We start from the raw sequence: 19,124 nt of genomic DNA, 5'->3' as shown, positions 1-19,124 counted from the left end.
CGGTCAAACGCGCGGTCAGCTATTGGGTAACGCTGGCGATACGGGTCATATCGCCAGAGATCCGGGCCTTGTCCGCCCACAGCGTCAGCAGCCTGCGGCAGTCTTCGATGGAAAGCGCCAAAGGGCGCGCCCGCCCCGAGACCACCCGCTTTTGCAGAGCACCGTCGCGCGAGGCGCGACAGCCATTGGTCCAATGCCGCGGATAGGGGCGGGACCGGGCAAAGGCCCTAGGCCACCGCCTCCAGCAAAATGCGCGCGTAATCGGTTTGGGGGTTGGAAAACACCTGATCCGCCGGACCGGCCTCGACCACGTCGCCCTGCTTCATCACCATGACGTAATGTGACATGGCGCGGACGACCTTGAGGTCGTGACTGATGAACAGATAGGCCAGCCCGTATTTGCGTTGCAGGTCGCGCAGCAGTTCGACGATCTGCACCTGTACCGTCATATCCAATGCCGAGGTCGGTTCGTCCAGAACCACCAGTTTCGGGCGCAGGATCATGGCGCGGGCAATTGCGATCCGCTGACGCTGACCGCCGGAAAACTCATGCGGGTAGCGATCCATCATGGCGGGGTCCAGCCCGACCTCTGCCATCACCTCTGCCACGATGTCCCGCTCTGGGCGGGTGTCGCCGTCGGTGCCATGCACGCCCAGCCCTTCGGCGATGATCTGACCGGCGGACATGCGCGGCGAGAGCGAGCCAAAGGGATCCTGAAACACGATCTGCATTTCAGACCGCAATCGGCGCAGATTGCGGGTCGAGAATTGCCGCAGATCCTGACCGTCAAAGGTCATCCCACCTTCGGAGGCAATCAATCGCATCATCGCAAGCGCCAGAGTTGTCTTGCCAGAGCCGCTTTCGCCAACGATGCCGATGGTTTCCCCGGCACGTACCGAAAATGTGGCGTCGTTCACCGCCTTCACATGGCCGACCGTGCGTTTCAGCAGCCCCTTCTGGATCGGGAACCAGATCTTCAGGTTCCGGGCTTCGGCCACCACGGGCGCATCTGGAGCAACCGGATCGGGGTGGCCCGTGCTTTCGGCGGCCAGCAATTTCTGGGTGTAGGGATGATTGGGATTGGTGAAAATTTCATCCGTCGGCCCGGTTTCGACGATTTCGCCATCCTTCATCACACAGACCCGATCAGCGATGCGGCGCACGATGCCCAGATCATGGGTGATGAACAACATGCTGAGGTTTTCTTTGGTCTTGAGGTCCGCCAGCAGGTCGAGGATCTGCGCCTGAATGGTCACATCCAGCGCGGTGGTCGGTTCATCCGCGATCAAGAGATGCGGGCCGTTTGCCAGCGCCATGGCGATCATCACCCGCTGGCGTTGCCCGCCAGACAGCTGATGCGGGTAAGCGCCCAACCGGTCCTCTGGATTGCGAATGCCAACCTTGTGCAGCAGGTCGATGATGCGCGAACGCGCCTCCGCCCCGGTGACATTCTGGTGCAACTCCATGCTTTCACGCAGCTGTTTTTCCAGCGTGTGCAGCGGATTGAGCGATGTCATCGGTTCCTGAAAGATGAACGAAATGTCGTTGCCGCGGATCTGGCGCAGGGTGCGTTCATCCGCGCCGACCATTTCGCGACCATCATAGGTCACAGACCCCGAAACATCCGATGACCCACCCAAAAGCGACACGGTCGACAGCGCGGTCACCGATTTGCCAGAGCCGGATTCCCCAACCAGCGCCACGGTTTCGCCACGCGCGACTTCGAACGATACGCCTTTGACGGCGGCCGTACGCTTGCCGTCCTGACGAAAGCCGACCTCAAGATTTTTGACCGTAAGCAGCGCCGTCATGCGAATGTTTTCCTTGGGTCGAATGCGTCGCGTACACCTTCGAAGATGAAGACCAGAAGCGACAACATGAAGGCAAAGACAAAGAAAGAGGTGAAGGCCAGCCAGGGGGCCTGAAGGTTCTGTTTCGCCTGCAATGTCAGCTCGCCCAGCGAGGGCGACGACGATGGCAATCCAAAGCCGAGGAAGTCGAGAGAAGCCAGCGCACCAATGGTGCCGGTCACGATGAACGGCAGGAAGGTGACGGTGGCCACCATCGCATTGGGCAGCATGTGGCGGAACATGATGGTGATGTTGGACACGCCCAATGCCTTGGCCGCGCGAACATATTCCAGATTGCGGGCGCGCAGGAATTCGGCCCGCACCACACCCACCAGCGAGGTCCAGCCAAAGAGCACCATCAGGAACACCAGAAGCCAGAAACCACGCCCCAGAATCGCGAACAGGATGATGATGATATAAAGACTGGGGGTCGCGCCCCAGATTTCGATCACCCGCTGGAAGATAAGGTCAAGCCAGCCACCGAAATAACCCTGCAAGGCACCGGCAATGATACCGATCACCGAGGCCAGCGTCGTGACAATCAACGTGAACAGGATCGACAGCCGGAAACCATAGATGATCCGGGCCAGCACGTCGCGTTTGGTGTCATCGGTGCCCAGCCAGTTCTGCCCGTTCGGGGGCAGGGGGGCCGCGCCGGGGCGATCCACGGGCGTGTCAAAGCTGTACGGGATGGGCGGCCAAAGCGCCCAGCCCTTGACGAAATCGCCCTCTGGCGTGCCACCGGCATCGACGGTTTCGATCATGCCTTCGGGGTCGTCCCAGCAGGCCTCAAGCCCGCCGGTGCGGATCAGGCATTTGACCTCGATATCGCGATAGATCGCTTCGGTCTTGAAATCACCACCAAAGGCGGTTTCGGGATAGAAATTGAACACCGGCGTGAAGATCTCGCCGCGATATTTGACCATGATCGGTTTGTCGTTGGCCAGAAACTCGGCAAAGAGCGTCAGACCAAAGACAAACAGAAAGATGATCAACGACCACAACGCGCGGCGGTTTTTCTTGAAATTGCGCCAGCGGCGCTGGTTGATCGGGGAAAGCGCCATGGTCTAGCCCTCACGCTTTTCAAAGTCGATGCGCGGATCGACAAAGACATACATCAGGTCCGACAGAATGCCGACCACAAGCCCAAGCAGGCCAAAGACAAACAGCGTGCCAAAGATCACCGGATAGTCACGGGCGACCGTGGCCTCGAACCCCAACCGGCCCAAACCGTCGAGCGAAAAGATGGTTTCGATGATGATCGAACCGCCAAAGAACACACCGATGAACACCGCCGGAAAACCGGCAATCACGATCAGCATGGCATTGCGGAAGATATGGCCGTAAAGAACCCGGCTCTCGCTCAGTCCCTTGGCGCGGGCGGTGATGACATATTGTTTCTTGATCTCGTCCATGAAGCTGTTCTTGGTCAAAAGCGTCAATGTGGCAAAGGCCGAGATTGTCGAGGCAATCACCGGCAGCGCGATATGCCAGATGTAATCGCCGATCTTGCCAAACAAGCTGAGGCTGTCAAAATTTTCCGATGTCAGCCCGCGCAAGGGAAAGATCTGCCAATACGACCCGCCGGCGAACAGCACCAGCAACAGAATGGCAAACAAGAAGCCGGGAATGGCATAGGCCACGATGATCACGCCCGATGTCCAGGTATCAAAGGCCGATCCGTCATGCACCGCCTTGCGAATGCCCAGCGGGATCGACACCATATAGGCGATCAACGTCGACCAAAGGCCCAGCGTGATCGACACCGGCAGTTTTTCCACCACCAGTTCCAGCACGCCGATCGAGCGGAAATAACTCTCGCCGAAGTCGAGCCGCATGTAATTGCCCATCATGATGAGGAACCGTTCGCCCATGCCGATCGCTTCTTTGACGCAGGCGGGATCGGTCAGCGAAGGCGTGCCGGTGAACCCTTCTTCACAGACGATACGGGCAAAGCCGAATTCGATTTCCAGCTTTTCCAGGAACTCCTTGGGCAGCCCACGACCGCCCACATAATCGTTGTCTTCGGTTTCCGGCCCGGCGCCGGATTCGCCACCGGCAAACCCGCCAAACACGTCACCTTCGCCTTCGAACTGGGCGATATATTGTTCAATCGGGCCACCGGGCACAAACTGAATCAGAGCGAAATTGATGATCATGATGCCCAAAAGGGTCGGAATGATCAGCAACAGCCGTCGTAGGATATAGGCGCCCATTTACTTCAGGATGCCTTTCGATTTCAGATCCGCTTCGCGGTCGGGGTCAATCCACCAGAAATCAAGATAACCCAGCGCATAAGGCGGCAGCGTTTCGGGATGGCGGTACATGTCATAGGCCGCCACCCAGTAATCGGCGATATAGCCGGTGGGCACGACAAAGAACTCATAGCGCAATGCCCGATCCAACGCGCGCAACGCAACATCCTGATCGGCCTGATTGTCAGTGACAAAGGAGGCTTCGATGATCGCATCGACCAGCGGGCTGGCCAGTCCGGCGGGGTTGAACAGGCTGAATTCAGCCTCCTGAGAGCCATACATCTGGCTGAGCCCGCCCCCGGTGGACAGGAAAGGATCGTAGGTCGTGGAATAGAGCATGTCGAAGTCACGTTCGCGGCGGCGGTCGGTGTATTGCGCCGGATCGACCTTGTCCAATTTCACATCAACACCGATCTGCGTCAGGTTCTGGGCATAGGTGTCATGCATCGCATCCACCAATCCTGGATGTTGGACGGATAGAGCATGGTCAATTTCAGGGTCTGACCCTGTGCATTGCGGCGCACACCGTCATCACCGACAACCCAACCGGCCGCTTCCAGAAGTTTGGAGGCCTGACGCAGATTGCCGCGATCGTTCAGCCGCGAAGCACCCGAGGAATGCGACACGCGCACAGGCTCGCTCAGCAATTCCGGCGGCACCACATCGCCCAACCCCTGCAAGAAGGCGAGTTCTTCGCCTTCGGGAATATCCTTGGCCTCCAGCGGGGTGCCCTCGATAAAGGAGGAGCGCTGCGAATACAGGCCGTAAAGCAGCGATTCATTGGTCCATTCAAAGTTGAACGCCAGGGCAATTGCCTCGCGCACGGTTTTGTCCTGCAGGTTGGGCTTGCCCAGGTTGAAAACGAATCCCGTCGGGTTGGGCGGATTGCCGTCGGGCAGTTCCATTTTCACGACCGAACCTTCATCCACCTTGGGAAAGTCATAGCCCGAGGCCCAGACCTTGGGGTCGCTTTCGACGCGGATGGTATATTCGCCGGCTTTGAAGGCCTCGAAGCTGGCGGTTTGATCAGAGAAATATTCCAGCCGGATCGAATCGTAATTGTAGCGACCCTTGTTGAACGGCAGATCCTTGCCCCAGTAATCGTCGCGGCGTTTGTAGACGATTCGGCGGTTGATGTCGTAATTGTCGAGCTTGTAAGGCCCTGATCCAACTGCCACTTCCAGCCGGGGTTCATCCAGACGGCGGGTTTCGTCCGCCTCGAACCAGGCTTTGGAAAACGCAGGCGTCGAGCCCACAGTTTCAATCCGCGACCGTTTGGATGTTTCCGGGTTGAAGGTGAATTTCACCGTGTGATCATCCAGCGCCTCGGCGCTTGTTACCATGCGGCTGACGGCCTGTGCATACGACGGCAAGCCCTGGGTGATGAATAATTTGTGGGAATAGACCACATCCTCTGCGGTCACGGGCGTGCCATCCCAAAACGTCGCTTCAGGGCGCAGGTGGAAGATCACCCAATCCTTGCTTTCGGGGTATTCAAGGCTGTGGGCGAGAATCCCATAGTATTGCCCCACCGAATCTTCGACCGATTCAATCAGCTGATCGTATTGGATCGAGGTCAGAGCCCCCGAACGCCCCTTGCGGGAATAGGGATTGAGGCTGTCGAATGTGCCGGTCGCGGCCAGGGTGATTTCCCCGCCCTTGGGCGCATCCGGGTTCACAAAGTCGAAATGCGCATAGTCTGGCGGATAGTCGAGATTGCCAAAATAGGAATAGCCGTGGCTTTTGATGATCGTGGTGTCGTCGGATGCCGCATCCTGACCAAAGGCAGAGGTGGCAAGACCGGCGGCCAGACCCGCCACAAGTATCAATCCGCTCAGCGCAGTCACCGCTCTGGGCAGGGCCACGGGCCGGGGGCGGGCTGCGGCCTGTGCCTTTGGGGTTTGAAGGGGCTGGCGGGGCTTGATCATGGAATCCTCCGAAGCTGGACATGCCAAAGATGTGGCCAATACTCTGTTGTTATTACGGTAGATGGCCAGAGAGACCTTATTCAAGTTGATATTCCGTGATCGACGGTGATCACGGCCAATTGGCAAAGAAAAAGCCGCTGCACCGGGGTGCAGCGGCCGAATAGCTTGTGTTTTTGGCAGTGATCAGTTGTCGAGACTGTCCAGCCAAGCCACGATATTGGCGCGGTCCTCAGGTTTTTTCAAACCAGCAAAGGACATTTTGGTGCCCGGTGCAAATCCCTTGGGATTGGCCAGGAAACCGTCAAGCGCCTCGGGGGTCCAGACATCGGCCACCGCAACAAGCGAGCCGGAATAGCCGAAACCTTCTTCGCTGCCGACCGTGCGGCCAACAATGTCATAAAGCGATGGTCCGGTGCTGTTCACACCGTCTTCGATTTTGTGACAAGCCCGGCATTTGCCGTACACTTTTTCGCCCTTGGCGATGTCGGCGCTGGCCAGCAATTCGGCGAATGTCGGGCCTTCGGCCACATCGCCACCGCCGGACTCTTCGCCGGTGTCGATCACATATGCCTGTTCAGCGTGGTCGCCGTGGCCACCACCGGTATGATAAAGCTCTTCAGCGGCCCATTTGCCCAAGAGGAAGATCAGGAATGCTCCGCAGAAGCCACCCAGAATCTTGGTCGAGGTCATTGTATCCATAACACGCGCGTCCTTACGTCCGATCCTTGCTTCGGGTCTTACGTCTTCCCCTTGCCGGTGGCAAGGTATAGAAGCCGCGACGAAACGCCCATCTCATGCTGAAACCGGGCCAAAAAGACGGAAAAATACCATGAACGGACGTATTGCCTTTCAGGGCGAACCGGGGGCCTACAGTCATGAGGCCTGTCGTGATGCACGTCCCGACATGGAGGCGCTGCCCTGTGCCAGTTTTGACGATGTGATTGCGGCGGTGACATCGGGTGCGGCGGATCTGGCGATGTTGCCGGTGGAAAACACCACGTATGGCCGGGTGGCCGACATTCACCGCCTGTTGCCGGAAAGCGGTCTGCATATCGTTGATGAGGCTTTTGTGCGGGTGCATGTCAGCCTGATGGCGCATCCCGGTGTGATAATCGAAGACATTCAAAAAGTGCGCGCCCATCTGGTGTTGTTGCCGCAATGTGCATCGTTTTTGAAACAGCACGGCATTCACGGGGAATCAGCCGCCGACAGCGCCGGCGCTGCGGCGGAATTGGCGGTCAGCGGGGACCGCACATCGGGCGTGCTGGCCTCGGACATGGCGGCGGAAATTCACGGGCTGGAGATTCTGGCCCGCCATATCGAAGATCACGCCCATAACACCACCCGGTTTCTGTTGATGGGACGCGAGGCCAATATGGCGCGGCGCGGCGATCACGGCATGCTGACGACATTTGTGTTTCAGGTGCGCAACATCCCGGCGGCGCTGTACAAGGCGATGGGCGGTTTTGCCACCAATGGCGTCAACATGACCAAACTGGAAAGCTATATGGTGGGCGGATCGTTCACCGCGACGCAGTTTTATGCCGACATCGAGGGGCATCCCGAAGATCCGGCCGTGGCACGGGCGTTGGAAGAATTGGATTATTTCACCGATATGCTGGAAATCCTCGGCACCTATCCGCGCGACCCGCGCCGGGATTGAAACGCGGCGTGCGGCGCGGTTCAGATCAGCAATCCGGCCGCGCCTTCGTGGCGAAGTAACCAGACCTTGGTTTCCACACCACCCGCGCCGGAAAAACCGCCAAGCCCGTTTGCCGCAAGTATGCGGTGGCAGGGGATCAGCACCGGAATGGGGTTGGCGCCGCAGGCCTGACCAATTGCCTGGGCGGGTGCGCCAAGCTCGCGGGCCAAATCGCCATAGGTGCGGGTTTCGCCAAAGGGAATGCGCGTCATCGCAGCGCAGGTGCGTTTGACAAGATCCGAACCTTGGGGCGCAAACGGCAGGTCGAATTCGGTGATTTCGTTTGAAAAATAGGCGTTCACTTGGATTTCGGCCCGGTCCAACAGATCCGAAGCATTCCTGTCACCGCCGCGCCACGAGACCGACGAAATCGCGCCGTCGGTCTCGATCAAGGTCAGATATCCGACCGGTGTTTTTATCGCGCGTTCTGGCATGGGATCAGATTGGCCTTTGCCGGGGCAAGGCACAATCCGATTCCTGCTGTTTCACTTAGGCGCTTTCGAGCTTGTCCTGCGTCTTGGTGTCGAAATCCGATGCCGCGTGACGTTCGTGCAGTTGCGTCTCAGGCTCGCCAAACAGGCGGTTCACCTTGCGCCCGCGCTGTACCGCGGGGCGCGCGTCGATCCGTTTGGCCCAGTCCACAACATTGGTGTAGCTGTCGACGTCCAGGAATTTGCCGGCATTGTACTGGCGCCCCAGCACAAGATTGCCGTACCAGGGCCAGATCGCGATATCGGCGATGGTATAGGTGTCGCCCGCCATCCAATCCTTGTCCGCGAGATGCCGGTCCAATACGTCCAGCTGGCGCTTGACCTCCATTGCGAAGCGATCAATCGGATATTGCCATTTTTCCGGCGCATAGGCGTAGAAATGGCCGAACCCGCCGCCCAGATATGGCGCGCTGCCCATCTGCCAGAACAGCCAGGATAGCATTTCGGCGCGATCGCCGGGATCCTTGACCTGAAACGCGTTGTCGAATTTTTCCGACAGATGCATCAGGATTGCGGCGCTTTCGAACACGCGCACCGGTTTGTCGCCCGAGCGGTCGATCAGGGCCGGGATTTTGGAGTTCGGGTTGATTTCGACAAAGCCGGACCCGAATTGATCGCCGTCGCCAATGCGGATTGGCCAGGCATCGTATTCGGCGGCATATCCGGCCTCCAGCAACTCTTCGAACATGATGTTCACTTTGACCCCATTGGGCGTCGCCAGGGAGTGTAGCTGAAAGGGATGCTCGCCGACCGGCAGCTCCTTGTCATGGGTCGCCCCGGCAATGGGCCGGTTAGTCGAGGCAAAAGTACCGCCGTTTTGGGCTTCCCATGTCCAGACTTCGGGGGGGGTGTAGGTATCGGTCATTGATCTATCCTTGGCTGCATCCAGTTGGGATGGGACGTAAGGCGCATGCCCACCGATCCCAAGGGGTGCACATCGAGTGTGCATTAATGTGGGGCTGGGGGGGGCGGTGGCATTGTTTTGGTTTGAAAATGCCGAGGCCGTGGCCCCAGTTGAAGAAAGTGGCCCCAGTAGAGAAAAATAGGGGGCTTCGCCTCAGTTTTGAAAGTTTAGGGGGCTTCGCCCCCGGCCTTTGGCCTCCCCCAGGATATTTTTGAACAGAAGAAGCCGGGGAAGGCCAGATTTTGGGCGGCTTTAGCTCAGCGCGTCGTTGCAGCGTTTGCAGGTGGCGGGGTGGCTGTGGCTGCCAACGTCGGGCAGGATTTTCCAGCAGCGTTGGCATTTGTCGCCCTCGGCGCTTTCGAACACCACGCCCACACCGTCGATTTCCGGCAGGCGGAAGGCCTCGCTTGGTTGCGGGTCGCCGGTCAGCGACATGCCGGAGGTGATGCAGATGTCGTCGAAGTCGACCGATTTCAACGCCGCCAGCATGTCCGGGTCACGCACATGCACCACCGGTGCCGCCTCAAGCGAGGCGCCGATGACCTTGTTTGTGCGCTGCACCTCGAGCGCGGCGGTGACGGAGCGCCGTGCGCGACGGACCTGGGCCCATTTCGCCGCCAGCGGCTCGTCCAGCCAATCGGCGGGGGTATCGGGGAAATCGGCCAGGTGGACCGAGCTGTCCTCGCCGGGGAACCGTTCCAGCCAGACCTCTTCCATGGTGAAGACCAGCACCGGGGCCAACCAGGTGGTCAAACGCTGGAACAGGATGTCCATCACCGTGCGTGCCGCGCGGCGGCGAGCGGTGTCGCCATCGCAGTACAGCGCATCCTTGCGGATGTCGAAGTAGAAGGCGCTGAGCTCAAGCGTGGCGAAGTTGAACAATTGCTGGAACACGCCCTGGAAATCAAAGGCGCCATAGCCCTTGCGCACGGCATGATCCAATTCGGCCAGCCGGTGCAGCACATAGCGTTCAAGCTCTGGCATATCGGCCGGGTCCATCCGGTCGCTTTCCTCGAAATGCGCCAGCGCCCCCAACATGAACCGCATGGTATTGCGCAGGCGGCGATAGCTGTCGGCCACACCTTTGAGGATTTCCGGCCCGATCCGTTGATCCGCAGTATAGTCGGTCTGCGACACCCAAAGCCGCAGGATGTCTGCGCCATATTGTTTCACGACCTGATCGGGCGCGATGGTGTTGCCGATGGACTTCGACATCTTGAACCCTTTTTCGTCCAGGGTCATGCCGTGGGTCACCACATTGCGATAGGGCGCGCGGCCCTTGGTGCCGCAGGCCTGCAACATCGAGGAATGGAACCAGCCGCGGTGTTGGTCGGTGCCTTCCATATAGACGTCTGCGATGCCGTCTTCGGTGCCGTCTTCGCGGTCGCGCAGCACAAAGGCATGGGTCGAGCCGCTGTCGAACCAGACATCGAGGATGTCGAACACCTGATCCCAGTCGTCGGCGTTGTAGGCATCGCCGAGGAAACGTTCCTTGGCGCCATCCTTGTACCAGGCATCGGCGCCTTCGGCTTCGAACGCCTCAAGGATGCGGGCATTCACCGCTTCGTCGCGCAAGAGGTAATCATCGTCGGTCGGCAACGCGCCCTTGCGGGTGAAACAGGTCAGCGGCACGCCCCAGGCGCGCTGGCGCGACAGAACCCAATCTGGGCGGGTTTCGATCATCGAATAGAGCCGGTTGCGCCCGGTTTTGGGCGTCCAGTTCACCAATTGGTCGATGGATGTCAGGGCGCGTTCACGGATGGTGGTGCCATAGGTGTCCTGGCCATCGCCCACCGCTTTGTCGACCGCAGCAAACCATTGCGGCGTGTTGCGATAGATCACCGGCGCCTTGGAGCGCCAGCTGTGCGGGTAGGAGTGTTTGATCTTGCCACGCGCCAACAGGCCGCCGACCTCGACCAGTTTGTCGATCACGGTCTTGTTGGCATCGCCTTCGCCGCCCTTGCGGTTCAGGATGTATTTGCCACCAAAGAACGGCAGGTCGGCGCGGAAGCCGCCGTCATCCATCACATTGTAGGTGATGACCTGTTCAAGCATGCCGAGATCGCGATAGAGTTCATATTCCTCCATCCCGTGGCTGGGCGCGCAATGCACGAATCCGGTGCCTTCTTCGTCGGTGACGAAATCGGCGGCGCGGAAATCGCGGGGGTCATCCCATTCGCCATTGCTGCCTTCGGCACCCGCCAGCGGGTGGGACAGCGACAGGTCCGCCAATTCATCCGAGGGCACATCGCGCACGCGGGTCCACATGCCATCTTCAAGACGGGCCCGGGCAAAGGTGGCTGCGGCCAGCTTGTCCGCGAGGATGAAGCGTTCGCCGACCTCGGCCCAGCATTCGTCCGGCGTGCTTGTGACCTCATAAAGACCATAAGAATAGTCGGCACCGTAAACCACGGCCTTGTTTGACGGGATGGTCCAGGGGGTTGTCGTCCAGATCACAACCTTGGCGTCCTGCAAATCACCGGCGGTTTGTACGCGGAATTTCACCCAGATGGTGAAGCTTTCCTTGTCGTGGTATTCCACCTCGGCCTCGGCCAGGGCGGTTTTTTCGACCGGCGACCACATCACCGGTTTGGAACCCTGATACAGCGTGCCGTTCATCAGGAATTTCTGGAACTCGGCGGCGATCACGCGTTCGGCGTGGAAATCCATTGTCAGATAGGGCTTGGGCCAATTGCCGGTGATGCCGAGGCGCTTGAACTCTTCCCGCTGTACATCGACCCAACCTTCGGCAAACTTCCGGCATTCCTGACGGAAATCAATGACGTCGATTTCGTCCTTGTTCTTGCCCTTCTTGCGGTATTGCTCTTCGATCTTCCATTCGATCGGCAGACCGTGGCAATCCCAACCCGGGATATAACGCGCCTCATATCCCATCATCTGATGCGAGCGGACGATCATGTCCTTGATCGTCTTGTTCAGCGCATGGCCGATGTGCAGATGGCCGTTGGCATAGGGCGGGCCGTCGTGCAGGGTAAAGGGCTGGCGGCCCTCTGACTTGGCCCGCAGGCGGTCATAGACACCGATCTTTTCCCACCGGTCGAGCCATGTCGGCTCGCGTTTGGGCAGGCCTGCGCGCATCGGGAAATCGGTCTTCGGCAGGTTCAGGGTGTCTTTATAGTCGGCTTGGGGTGTTTCTGGCGTATCGGCGCACATTTTGGGCGTCCTTCGTCGGATTGTTCTATCAGGGTCTTCAACTATGTGGGGGTCTGGCGGCGCGGTTGCCCATACGCCTTGTCCCGGCGGCTCGATGTATCAGAGCGCCGGGCATGTAATTCGAATGATGATCGCGAAATAAGCCATCTTGTCTCGCTTATAGGCCTGGCAAGATCGGGCGTCCAGTGGCGCATTTCGGCGGGTGGCGTCGATGCCCGACAGCCGCGAGATCCAGTTGGCGATTGCCTGCCGGGTCTGGACCGTGGCCCCGGTCAAGTTGCGGGAAACAGGCCGGGGTAACGGGCAATGAAAACACCGCCGATGGTGTCGCCGTGGCAAGATATGCGCATTTGTCGCAGGTCAAACGCAAGAAAGTTAGCGGCCAAAGTCGCGCTGATCACCGAAAGTTTACAGCACGGCCTGCTCTGCAAATGAACTTGTAACCGTTTGACATAAGGATGAAATACAGGCCTAGGTTGTTCGAAGCTTTACAGGTTTTCAGATGGTATTGTGGATTTATTTACAGAAAAAGTCTCTGGTTGCCGTGACCTAGAGGCAATTCCCGCATTCCTCTGTAAACTCGCGCCAACGAGGATGTCCGGAGCAGATGGAGGAGCCATTGATCGCCCCGGATCCTGAAAATACGAGGGGGGAGCATATGCCCAACACTGATTCCGCACGCCAGTACCATGTCGATGCCGCGAAATATGACGAAATGTATGCCGCATCCATCGCTGATCCCGATGCATTCTGGGCCGAACAGGGCAAGCGCATTAACTGGATCAAACCTTATACTCAGATCAAGGATGTCAGCTTTGCCCCCGGTGATATTCGCATCAAATGGTATCACGACGGCACGCTGAACGTATCGGCCAATTGCATTGACCGGCATCTGGCGACCCGTGGCGCGCAGACTGCGATCATTTTTGAACCGGATGATCCAGGCGAGGCCGCCCAGCACATCACCTATCAGGAATTGCACGACAAAACCTGCAAGATGGCCAATGTCCTGACGGATATGGGCGTGACCAAGGGCGACCGGGTGGTGATCTATCTGCCGATGATCCCCGAAGCGGCTTATGCCATGCTGGCCTGTGCGCGGATTGGCGCGATTCATTCCATCGTCTTTGCCGGGTTTTCGCCCGATGCGCTGGGCGCGCGGATCAATGGCTGTGATGCCAAGGTTCTGATCACCGCGGACGAGGCCCCGCGCGGCGGACGCAAGACCGCGTTGAAATCGAACGCTGACAAGGCGCTGTTGCACACCAAGGACACGGTCAAATGTCTGGTGGTCAAACGCACCGGCGGCCAGACCACCTGGGTCGATGGGCGTGACTATGATTACAATGCGCTGTCAGCAGAGGCGGACAGCAGCTTTTCCCCGGTTGAGGTGAATGCAGAAGATCCGTTGTTCGTGCTTTATACCTCTGGCTCCACCGGCCAGCCAAAGGGCGTGGTGCATTGTTCCGGCGGCTATCTGGTCTATGCGGCGATGACGCATGAAATCACGTTCGATTATCACGACGGCGATGTTTATTGGTGTACGGCCGATGTCGGCTGGGTCACCGGCCACAGCTATATCGTCTATGGCCCGCTGGCCAATGGCGCGACCACGCTGATGTTCGAAGGCGTGCCAACCTATCCGGATGCGTCGCGTTTCTGGCAGGTCTGTGAAAAGCACAAGGTGAACCAGTTCTACACCGCCCCCACCGCCATTCGTGCGCTGATGGGGCAGGGGCCGGAGTTTGTTGAAAAATGCGATCTGTCGTCGCTGACCCTGCTGGGCACCGTGGGCGAGCCGATCAACCCCGAAGCCTGGAATTGGTACAATGATGTGGTCGGCAAGGGCAATTGCCCGATCGTCGATACATGGTGGCAGACCGAAACCGGCGGCCACATGATGACGCCACTGCCCGGCGCGCATGAGTTGAAGCCCGGATCGGCCCAGCGGCCTTTCTTTGGGGTGAAACCCCTGGTGCTGGAGCCGACAACCGGCGAGGTGATCGAAGGCAACGGTGTCGAGGGCGTGCTGGTCATCGCCGACAGCTGGCCTGCACAGATGCGCACTGTCTGGGGCGATCATGAGCGGTTCGAGAAGACCTATTTCAGCGATTACAAAGGCTATTATTTCTCTGGTGATGGCTGCCGTCGCGACGAAGATGGGGATTATTGGATCACGGGTCGGGTTGATGATGTGATCAACGTGTCTGGCCACCGGATGGGCACCGCCGAAGTCGAAAGCGCGCTTGTCGCCCATGCCAAGGTGGCCGAGGCCGCGGTGGTTGGCTATCCGCATGCGATCAAGGGGCAGGGCATTTATTGCTATGTCACCCTGATGAACGGGATCGAGCCGTCAGACGAGCTGATGAAAGAGCTGCGGACCTGGGTCCGCACGGAAATCGGCCCGATTGCCAGCCCCGATCTGGTGCAATGGGCCCCCGGCCTGCCAAAAACCCGCTCGGGCAAGATCATGCGCCGTATCCTGCGCAAAATCGCCGAAAACGATTTTGGCGCGCTGGGCGATACATCGACACTGGCAGATCCGTCGGTGGTGGATGATCTGATTGAAAACCGCATGAACAGGGCCTGAACGTGATGGATGGAACACCCCGAATGACCCCCGACGTCATCCTCATTCTGCTTGGGCCGCCCGGCGCAGGCAAAGGCACCCAGGCCCGGATGCTGGAAGAGAAGTTCGGCCTTGCCCAGCTCTCGACCGGAGATCTGCTGCGGGCTGCGGTGGCTGCGGGCACCGAGGCCGGCAAATCCGCCAAAGCCGTGATGGAGGCCGGCGGCCTTGTTTCGGACGAGATCGTGATTGCCATCCTGCGCGATCGTCTGGCCGAGGGGGACACCGCCAAGGGTGTGATCCTCGACGGGTTCCCGCGCACGATTGTGCAGGCCGAGGCGCTGGATACACTGCTGAGCGAGACCGGCACCGGCATCAATGCCGCGATCTCACTGGATGTCGAAGATGCCGCCATGGTCACCCGGATTTCCGGGCGGTTTACCTGTGCCAGCTGCGGTGAAGGGTATCACGACAGTTTCAAACCTCTTGCGGTGGCGGATGTCTGTGACAATTGCGGCGGCAGCGATTTCAAACGCCGCGCCGATGACAATGCGGAAACCGTCGCCTCGCGGCTAGAGGCCTATCACGCGCAAACCGCCCCGCTGATCGACTATTACCAAGGCAAAGGCGTGTTGCAGCGCGTGGATGCCATGGGGCAGATTGGTGATGTTGCGGCAGAGCTTGGGGCGATTGTGACCAACGTAAAGTAGGTTGGAAATTGCCCGGCAAACAGCGGTCGGCCAGTGGAGCGCTTCCACTGGCCGACTTTTTTATGCGGCGGTTTGGGCCTTGGCGAACCGGGTGTAGAAGTCCTGATTTTTTGCCGCCATGTCGCGCAGCAGATCAGGACAGGCAAACCGGTCGCCATACGTCGCGGTCAGTTGGTCACAGCGGTCTGCCGCATAAGGCGCGCCCAACATGTCGAGCCAGCTGAACGGGCCGCCGGACCAGGGCGCAAAGCCCCAGCCAAGGATCGCACCGACGTCGCCTTCGCGGATGTCCTCAAGCACGCCTTCTTCCAGCGCGCGCACCGCCTCCAGCACCTGTGCGAACAGCAGACGATGCTGCACCTCGATCAGGTCAGGCTGGTCATCGGATGCCGGGTATTGCGCTTTGACGGCTTCGCTGAGGCCGGTGCGCTTGCCCTTTTCATCATAGTCATAGAAGCCCGCAGCGGTCTTGCGACCCAACCGGCCCTGCGCCTCCATCCAGAAGATCACCTCGTCCACCGCGCCATCGGGATAGGCATCGCCCATCGCCGCCTTGGTCGCGCGGGCGATCTTTGCGCCCAGATCGACCGAGGTTTCGTCGACCAATTGCAACGGTCCCAGCGGCATGCCCACCATTTTGGCGGCATTTTCGATCAACGCCGGGGCAACCCCTTCGGCCACCATGCGCAGGCCTTCGTTGATGTAGGGAATGATGCAGCGGTTGGCATAGAAGAAGCGCGCGTCATTGACCACGATCGGCGTCTTGCGGATCTGGCGCACGTAATCCAGCGCCTTGGCCACCGCGCGATCACCGGTTGCCTTGCCTTTGATGATCTCGACCAGCATCATTTTCTCGACCGGCGAGAAGAAGTGAATGCCGATGAACTGCTCGGGCCGTTTGCTGGCCTTGGCCAGTTCGGTGATCGGCAGGGTCGAGGTATTGGAGGCAAAGATGCAATCCGCGCCAACAACCGCTTCGACCGCGGCGGTCACTTCGGCCTTGATCTTGGGGTCTTCGAACACGGCCTCGATGATCAGATCACAATCGGCCAGCGCCGCGTAATCTGTGGTCGCCTCGATCAGCCCCAACAGGGCGGTCTTTTTCTCTTCGGTCGCCTTTTTGCGCTTGATGCCCTGATCCATGTATTCGGCGGCATAGGCTTTGCCCTTGTCCGCCGCTTCCTGTTTCTGGTCGATCAACACAACCTTGATCCCCGCCAGAGCCGAGACCAATGTGATGCCGGCCCCCATCATGCCGGCCCCCAGAACACCAACCTTCTTCACCCGTTGGTCGGGTGCCTCGGGGCGGTTTGCGCCTTTTTCCAGCGCTTCCTTGTTGATGAACAGCGACCGGATCATTGCACTGGACGACGGATTCATCAGCACATTGGTGAACCAGCGGGCTTCGATTTTCAACGCGGTGTCAAACGGCACCAATGCGCCTTCATAGACCGCCGAAAGCAATGCCTTGGCCGCCGGATAGACGCCCTTGGTCTTGCCGTTGACCATCGCGGATGCACCCACAAACGTCATGAAACCCGCCGGGTGATAGGGCGCGCCACCGGGGATTTTATAGCCTTTTTCGTCCCAGGGTTTGACGATCTTTGGCCCCGACAAGATCCATTCACGGGCGGCCGCAACCGGGTCTTCGGCGACTTCGTCAATGATCCCAGCCATCTTGGCCTTTTTCGGGTCCGACAACTTGCCCTCCAGCAGGAAGGGCGAGGCCGCCATCGCCCCCATCTTGCGCACCAATCGGGTGGTGCCGCCGGCACCGGGAAAGATGCCAACCATGATTTCCGGCAGGCCGATCTTGGCCTTGGGATTGTCGGCGGCAAAGATCCGGTGGCAGGCCAGCGGGATTTCCAGCCCGATGCCCAGCGCAGTGCCGGGCAGGGCGGCGGCAATCGGTTTGCCGCCCTTGTTGGTCTTGGCGTCCATGCCGGCCCGTTCGATTTTGCGCAACAAACCATGCATCTGCATGATCCCGTCAAAAAGCCCGCGCGCCGGATCGTCGCCCGCGCTTTCCTTCATCTTGGCAATCACGTTCAGATCCATGCCGCCGGCAAAATCGGCCTTGGCCGAGGTGATGATCACCCCCTTGATTGCATCATCGCCCAGCGCGGCCTCGATATGGCTGTCAAGTTCGGCCAAACCTTCCAGCGACAGCACGTTCATGCTTTTGTCGGTCACATCCCATGTGATCGTGGCGACGCCGTCGTCGCCCGTGGTCATGGTGAAATCACTCATCTTGTAACTCCTGTCACAGATATTCCTGGTCCTGCCGTTGCCGGCGGATGTCTCGATTGTTGGCGTCGTCGCGGATCAGACCCGTTCGATGATCGTGGCCGCGCCCATGCCGGAGGCGATGCAAAGCGTGGCAAGGCCGACGCCTTTGCCGCTGCGCTCCAGCTCATCCAGCAGGGTGCCGATGATGATCGCGCCGGTCGCGCCCAGCGGGTGCCCCATGGCAATAGAGCCGCCGTTCACATTGACCTTGTCGTGATCGACATCAAACGCCTGCATGAAACGCAGCACGACGCTGGCAAAGGCTTCGTTGACCTCGAACAGGTCGATGTCGGAAATGGCCATGCCATTGTCTGCCAGGATCTTTTGCGTCACCGGCACCGGGCCGGTCAGCATGATGGTGGGATCTGTGCCGATCTTGGCCGTGGCGCGGATGCGCGCACGCGGTTTCAATCCATTGGCCTCGCCAAATGCCTTGTTGCCGATCAGGACGGCGGCGGCGCCATCGACGATGCCGCTGGAATTGCCGGCATGGTGGATGTGGTTGATCCGCTCCAGATGCGGGTATTTCATCAGGGCGACCTTGTCGAAACCGGGCATGACCTCGCCCATGTCCTTGAAGGCGGGTTTCAACGCGCCGAGGCTTTGCATATCGGTGCCGGGGCGCATGTATTCGTCATGATCCAGAATGGCGAGACCGTTGATGTCGCGCACGGTGATCAGCGATTTGTCGAACCGTTTGTCGGCCCAGGCTGCGGCGGCGCGTTCCTGACTGGCCACGGCCAACCGATCCGCGTCGTCACGGGAAAATCCATATTCGGTGGCAATGATGTCGGCTGAAATGCCCTGCGGGACAAAATAGCTCTCCATCGCCAGGCTGGGGTCGACGGCAATTGCGGCACCGTCACTGCCCATGGCCACACGGCCCATCATTTCAACGCCGCCCGCGATATAGGCCGATCCGGCCCCGCCGCGCACTTGATTGGCGGCCAGGTTGACCGCCTCCATGCCCGAGGCACAGAACCGGTTGATCGCCAGCCCGGGAATACGTTCGTCCAGATCAGAGGCCAGAACAGCGGACCGCGCAAGACAACCGCCCTGTTCGCCGACCTGGGTGACATTGCCCCAGATCACGTCTTCGACCGCATGGCCTTCTAGTCCATTACGGTCCTTGACCGCGTTCAGCACCTGCGACGACAGCCGCAGGCTGGTCACCTCATGCAGGGAGCCGTCTTTGCGGCCCTTGCCGCGCGGAGTGCGGATTGCGTCGTAAATATAGGCGTCGGTCATGCCT

12 protein-coding genes and 1 pseudogene are annotated in these 19,124 nt (G+C 59.5%); 3 read left to right on the top strand and 10 right to left on the bottom strand.

Features of this window, described 5'->3' with window-relative positions; genetic code table 11:
• Positions 1-227: 227 nt before the first annotated feature.
• The 5 genes and pseudogenes from AC0L4F_RS22785 to AC0L4F_RS22765 form a co-directional block, all read right to left on the bottom strand.
• Complete coding sequence (locus AC0L4F_RS22785) at positions 228-1,811, bottom strand: ABC transporter ATP-binding protein (RefSeq protein ID WP_244691714.1); 1,584 nt, start codon at positions 1,809-1,811, stop codon at positions 228-230.
• On the bottom strand, positions 1,808-2,914 hold the full coding sequence (locus tag AC0L4F_RS22780) for an ABC transporter permease (RefSeq protein WP_244691712.1): 1,107 nt from the start codon (positions 2,912-2,914) through the stop codon (positions 1,808-1,810). Before AC0L4F_RS22780 ends, AC0L4F_RS22785 begins: the two co-directional genes overlap by 4 nt.
• Positions 2,915-2,917: 3 nt before the next feature.
• Positions 2,918-4,066, bottom strand: a complete 1,149-nt coding sequence (locus tag AC0L4F_RS22775) for a microcin C ABC transporter permease YejB (protein WP_244691710.1) — start codon at positions 4,064-4,066, stop codon at positions 2,918-2,920.
• Positions 4,067-6,033, bottom strand: a pseudogene (locus AC0L4F_RS22770) (extracellular solute-binding protein).
• Positions 6,034-6,216: 183 nt separating this feature from the next.
• Positions 6,217-6,732 (bottom strand): c-type cytochrome, encoded by a 516-nt coding sequence (locus tag AC0L4F_RS22765; RefSeq protein ID WP_244691708.1) that lies wholly within the window; start codon positions 6,730-6,732, stop codon positions 6,217-6,219.
• A gap of 130 nt (positions 6,733-6,862) precedes the next feature.
• Here AC0L4F_RS22765 and AC0L4F_RS22760 point away from each other — a divergent pair, with 130 nt between their 5' ends.
• Positions 6,863-7,696 (top strand): prephenate dehydratase, encoded by an 834-nt coding sequence (locus tag AC0L4F_RS22760; RefSeq protein ID WP_244691706.1) that lies wholly within the window; start codon positions 6,863-6,865, stop codon positions 7,694-7,696.
• A gap of 20 nt (positions 7,697-7,716) precedes the next feature.
• Here AC0L4F_RS22760 and AC0L4F_RS22755 read toward each other — a convergent pair whose 3' ends face one another.
• The 3 genes from AC0L4F_RS22755 to ileS all read right to left on the bottom strand — a co-directional run bounded on the left by AC0L4F_RS22755 (position 7,717) and on the right by ileS (position 12,304).
• Positions 7,717-8,169 carry a methylated-DNA--[protein]-cysteine S-methyltransferase gene (locus AC0L4F_RS22755; protein WP_244691704.1) on the bottom strand — a complete coding sequence of 151 codons (453 nt, stop codon included), beginning with the start codon at positions 8,167-8,169 and terminating at the stop codon, positions 7,717-7,719.
• 55 nt (positions 8,170-8,224) lie between these two features.
• Positions 8,225-9,091, bottom strand: a complete 867-nt coding sequence (gene yghU, locus AC0L4F_RS22750) for a glutathione-dependent disulfide-bond oxidoreductase (protein WP_244691702.1) — start codon at positions 9,089-9,091, stop codon at positions 8,225-8,227.
• A gap of 291 nt (positions 9,092-9,382) precedes the next feature.
• A complete protein-coding gene (gene ileS / locus AC0L4F_RS22745) occupies positions 9,383-12,304 on the bottom strand; it encodes an isoleucine--tRNA ligase (RefSeq protein ID WP_244691700.1) in 2,922 nt (973 codons plus the stop codon).
• 658 nt (positions 12,305-12,962) lie between these two features.
• Here ileS and acs point away from each other — a divergent pair.
• Together acs and AC0L4F_RS22735 are read left to right on the top strand one after the other, a co-directional pair.
• Positions 12,963-14,894 carry an acetate--CoA ligase gene (gene acs, locus AC0L4F_RS22740; protein ID WP_244691698.1) on the top strand — a complete coding sequence of 644 codons (1,932 nt, stop codon included), beginning with the start codon at positions 12,963-12,965 and terminating at the stop codon, positions 14,892-14,894.
• A 23-nt stretch (positions 14,895-14,917) separates the two neighbouring features.
• Positions 14,918-15,583, top strand: coding sequence for an adenylate kinase (locus tag AC0L4F_RS22735; protein ID WP_244691696.1), 666 nt, complete (start codon positions 14,918-14,920; stop codon positions 15,581-15,583).
• Positions 15,584-15,643: 60 nt separating this feature from the next.
• On the opposite strand, the gene AC0L4F_RS22730 is transcribed toward AC0L4F_RS22735, so the two are convergent.
• Together AC0L4F_RS22730 and AC0L4F_RS22725 are read right to left on the bottom strand one after the other, a co-directional pair.
• Positions 15,644-17,833 (bottom strand): 3-hydroxyacyl-CoA dehydrogenase NAD-binding domain-containing protein, encoded by a 2,190-nt coding sequence (locus AC0L4F_RS22730; RefSeq protein WP_244691694.1) that lies wholly within the window; start codon positions 17,831-17,833, stop codon positions 15,644-15,646.
• A gap of 75 nt (positions 17,834-17,908) precedes the next feature.
• Positions 17,909-19,120 (bottom strand): acetyl-CoA C-acetyltransferase, encoded by a 1,212-nt coding sequence (locus AC0L4F_RS22725; RefSeq protein WP_244691692.1) that lies wholly within the window; start codon positions 19,118-19,120, stop codon positions 17,909-17,911.
• Positions 19,121-19,124 lie beyond the last annotated feature (4 nt).

It is taken from the genome of Marinovum sp. J2-8 (genome assembly GCF_055808435.1).
The sequence above is the reverse complement of the archived record's forward strand: the minus strand, read 5'-3'. Positions and strand labels throughout refer to the sequence as shown.

Excerpts from the sequence above, each read along its gene's own strand:
- AC0L4F_RS22760 (WP_244691706.1), top strand. The coding sequence starts at position 6,863 with ATGAACGGACGTATTGCCTTTCAGGGCGAACCGGGGGCCTACAGTCAT.
- AC0L4F_RS22730 (WP_244691694.1), bottom strand. The coding sequence starts at position 17,833 with ATGAGTGATTTCACCATGACCACGGGCGACGACGGCGTCGCCACGATC.
- AC0L4F_RS22755 (WP_244691704.1), bottom strand. The coding sequence starts at position 8,169 with ATGCCAGAACGCGCGATAAAAACACCGGTCGGATATCTGACCTTGATC.
- AC0L4F_RS22765 (WP_244691708.1), bottom strand. The coding sequence starts at position 6,732 with ATGGATACAATGACCTCGACCAAGATTCTGGGTGGCTTCTGCGGAGCA.
- yghU (WP_244691702.1), bottom strand. The coding sequence starts at position 9,091 with ATGACCGATACCTACACCCCCCCCGAAGTCTGGACATGGGAAGCCCAA.
- AC0L4F_RS22785 (WP_244691714.1), bottom strand. The coding sequence starts at position 1,811 with ATGACGGCGCTGCTTACGGTCAAAAATCTTGAGGTCGGCTTTCGTCAG.
- AC0L4F_RS22780 (WP_244691712.1), bottom strand. The coding sequence starts at position 2,914 with ATGGCGCTTTCCCCGATCAACCAGCGCCGCTGGCGCAATTTCAAGAAA.
- acs (WP_244691698.1), top strand. The coding sequence starts at position 12,963 with ATGCCCAACACTGATTCCGCACGCCAGTACCATGTCGATGCCGCGAAA.
- AC0L4F_RS22775 (WP_244691710.1), bottom strand. The coding sequence starts at position 4,066 with ATGGGCGCCTATATCCTACGACGGCTGTTGCTGATCATTCCGACCCTT.
- AC0L4F_RS22735 (WP_244691696.1), top strand. The coding sequence starts at position 14,918 with ATGACCCCCGACGTCATCCTCATTCTGCTTGGGCCGCCCGGCGCAGGC.
- AC0L4F_RS22725 (WP_244691692.1), bottom strand. The coding sequence starts at position 19,120 with ATGACCGACGCCTATATTTACGACGCAATCCGCACTCCGCGCGGCAAG.
- ileS (WP_244691700.1), bottom strand. The coding sequence starts at position 12,304 with ATGTGCGCCGATACGCCAGAAACACCCCAAGCCGACTATAAAGACACC.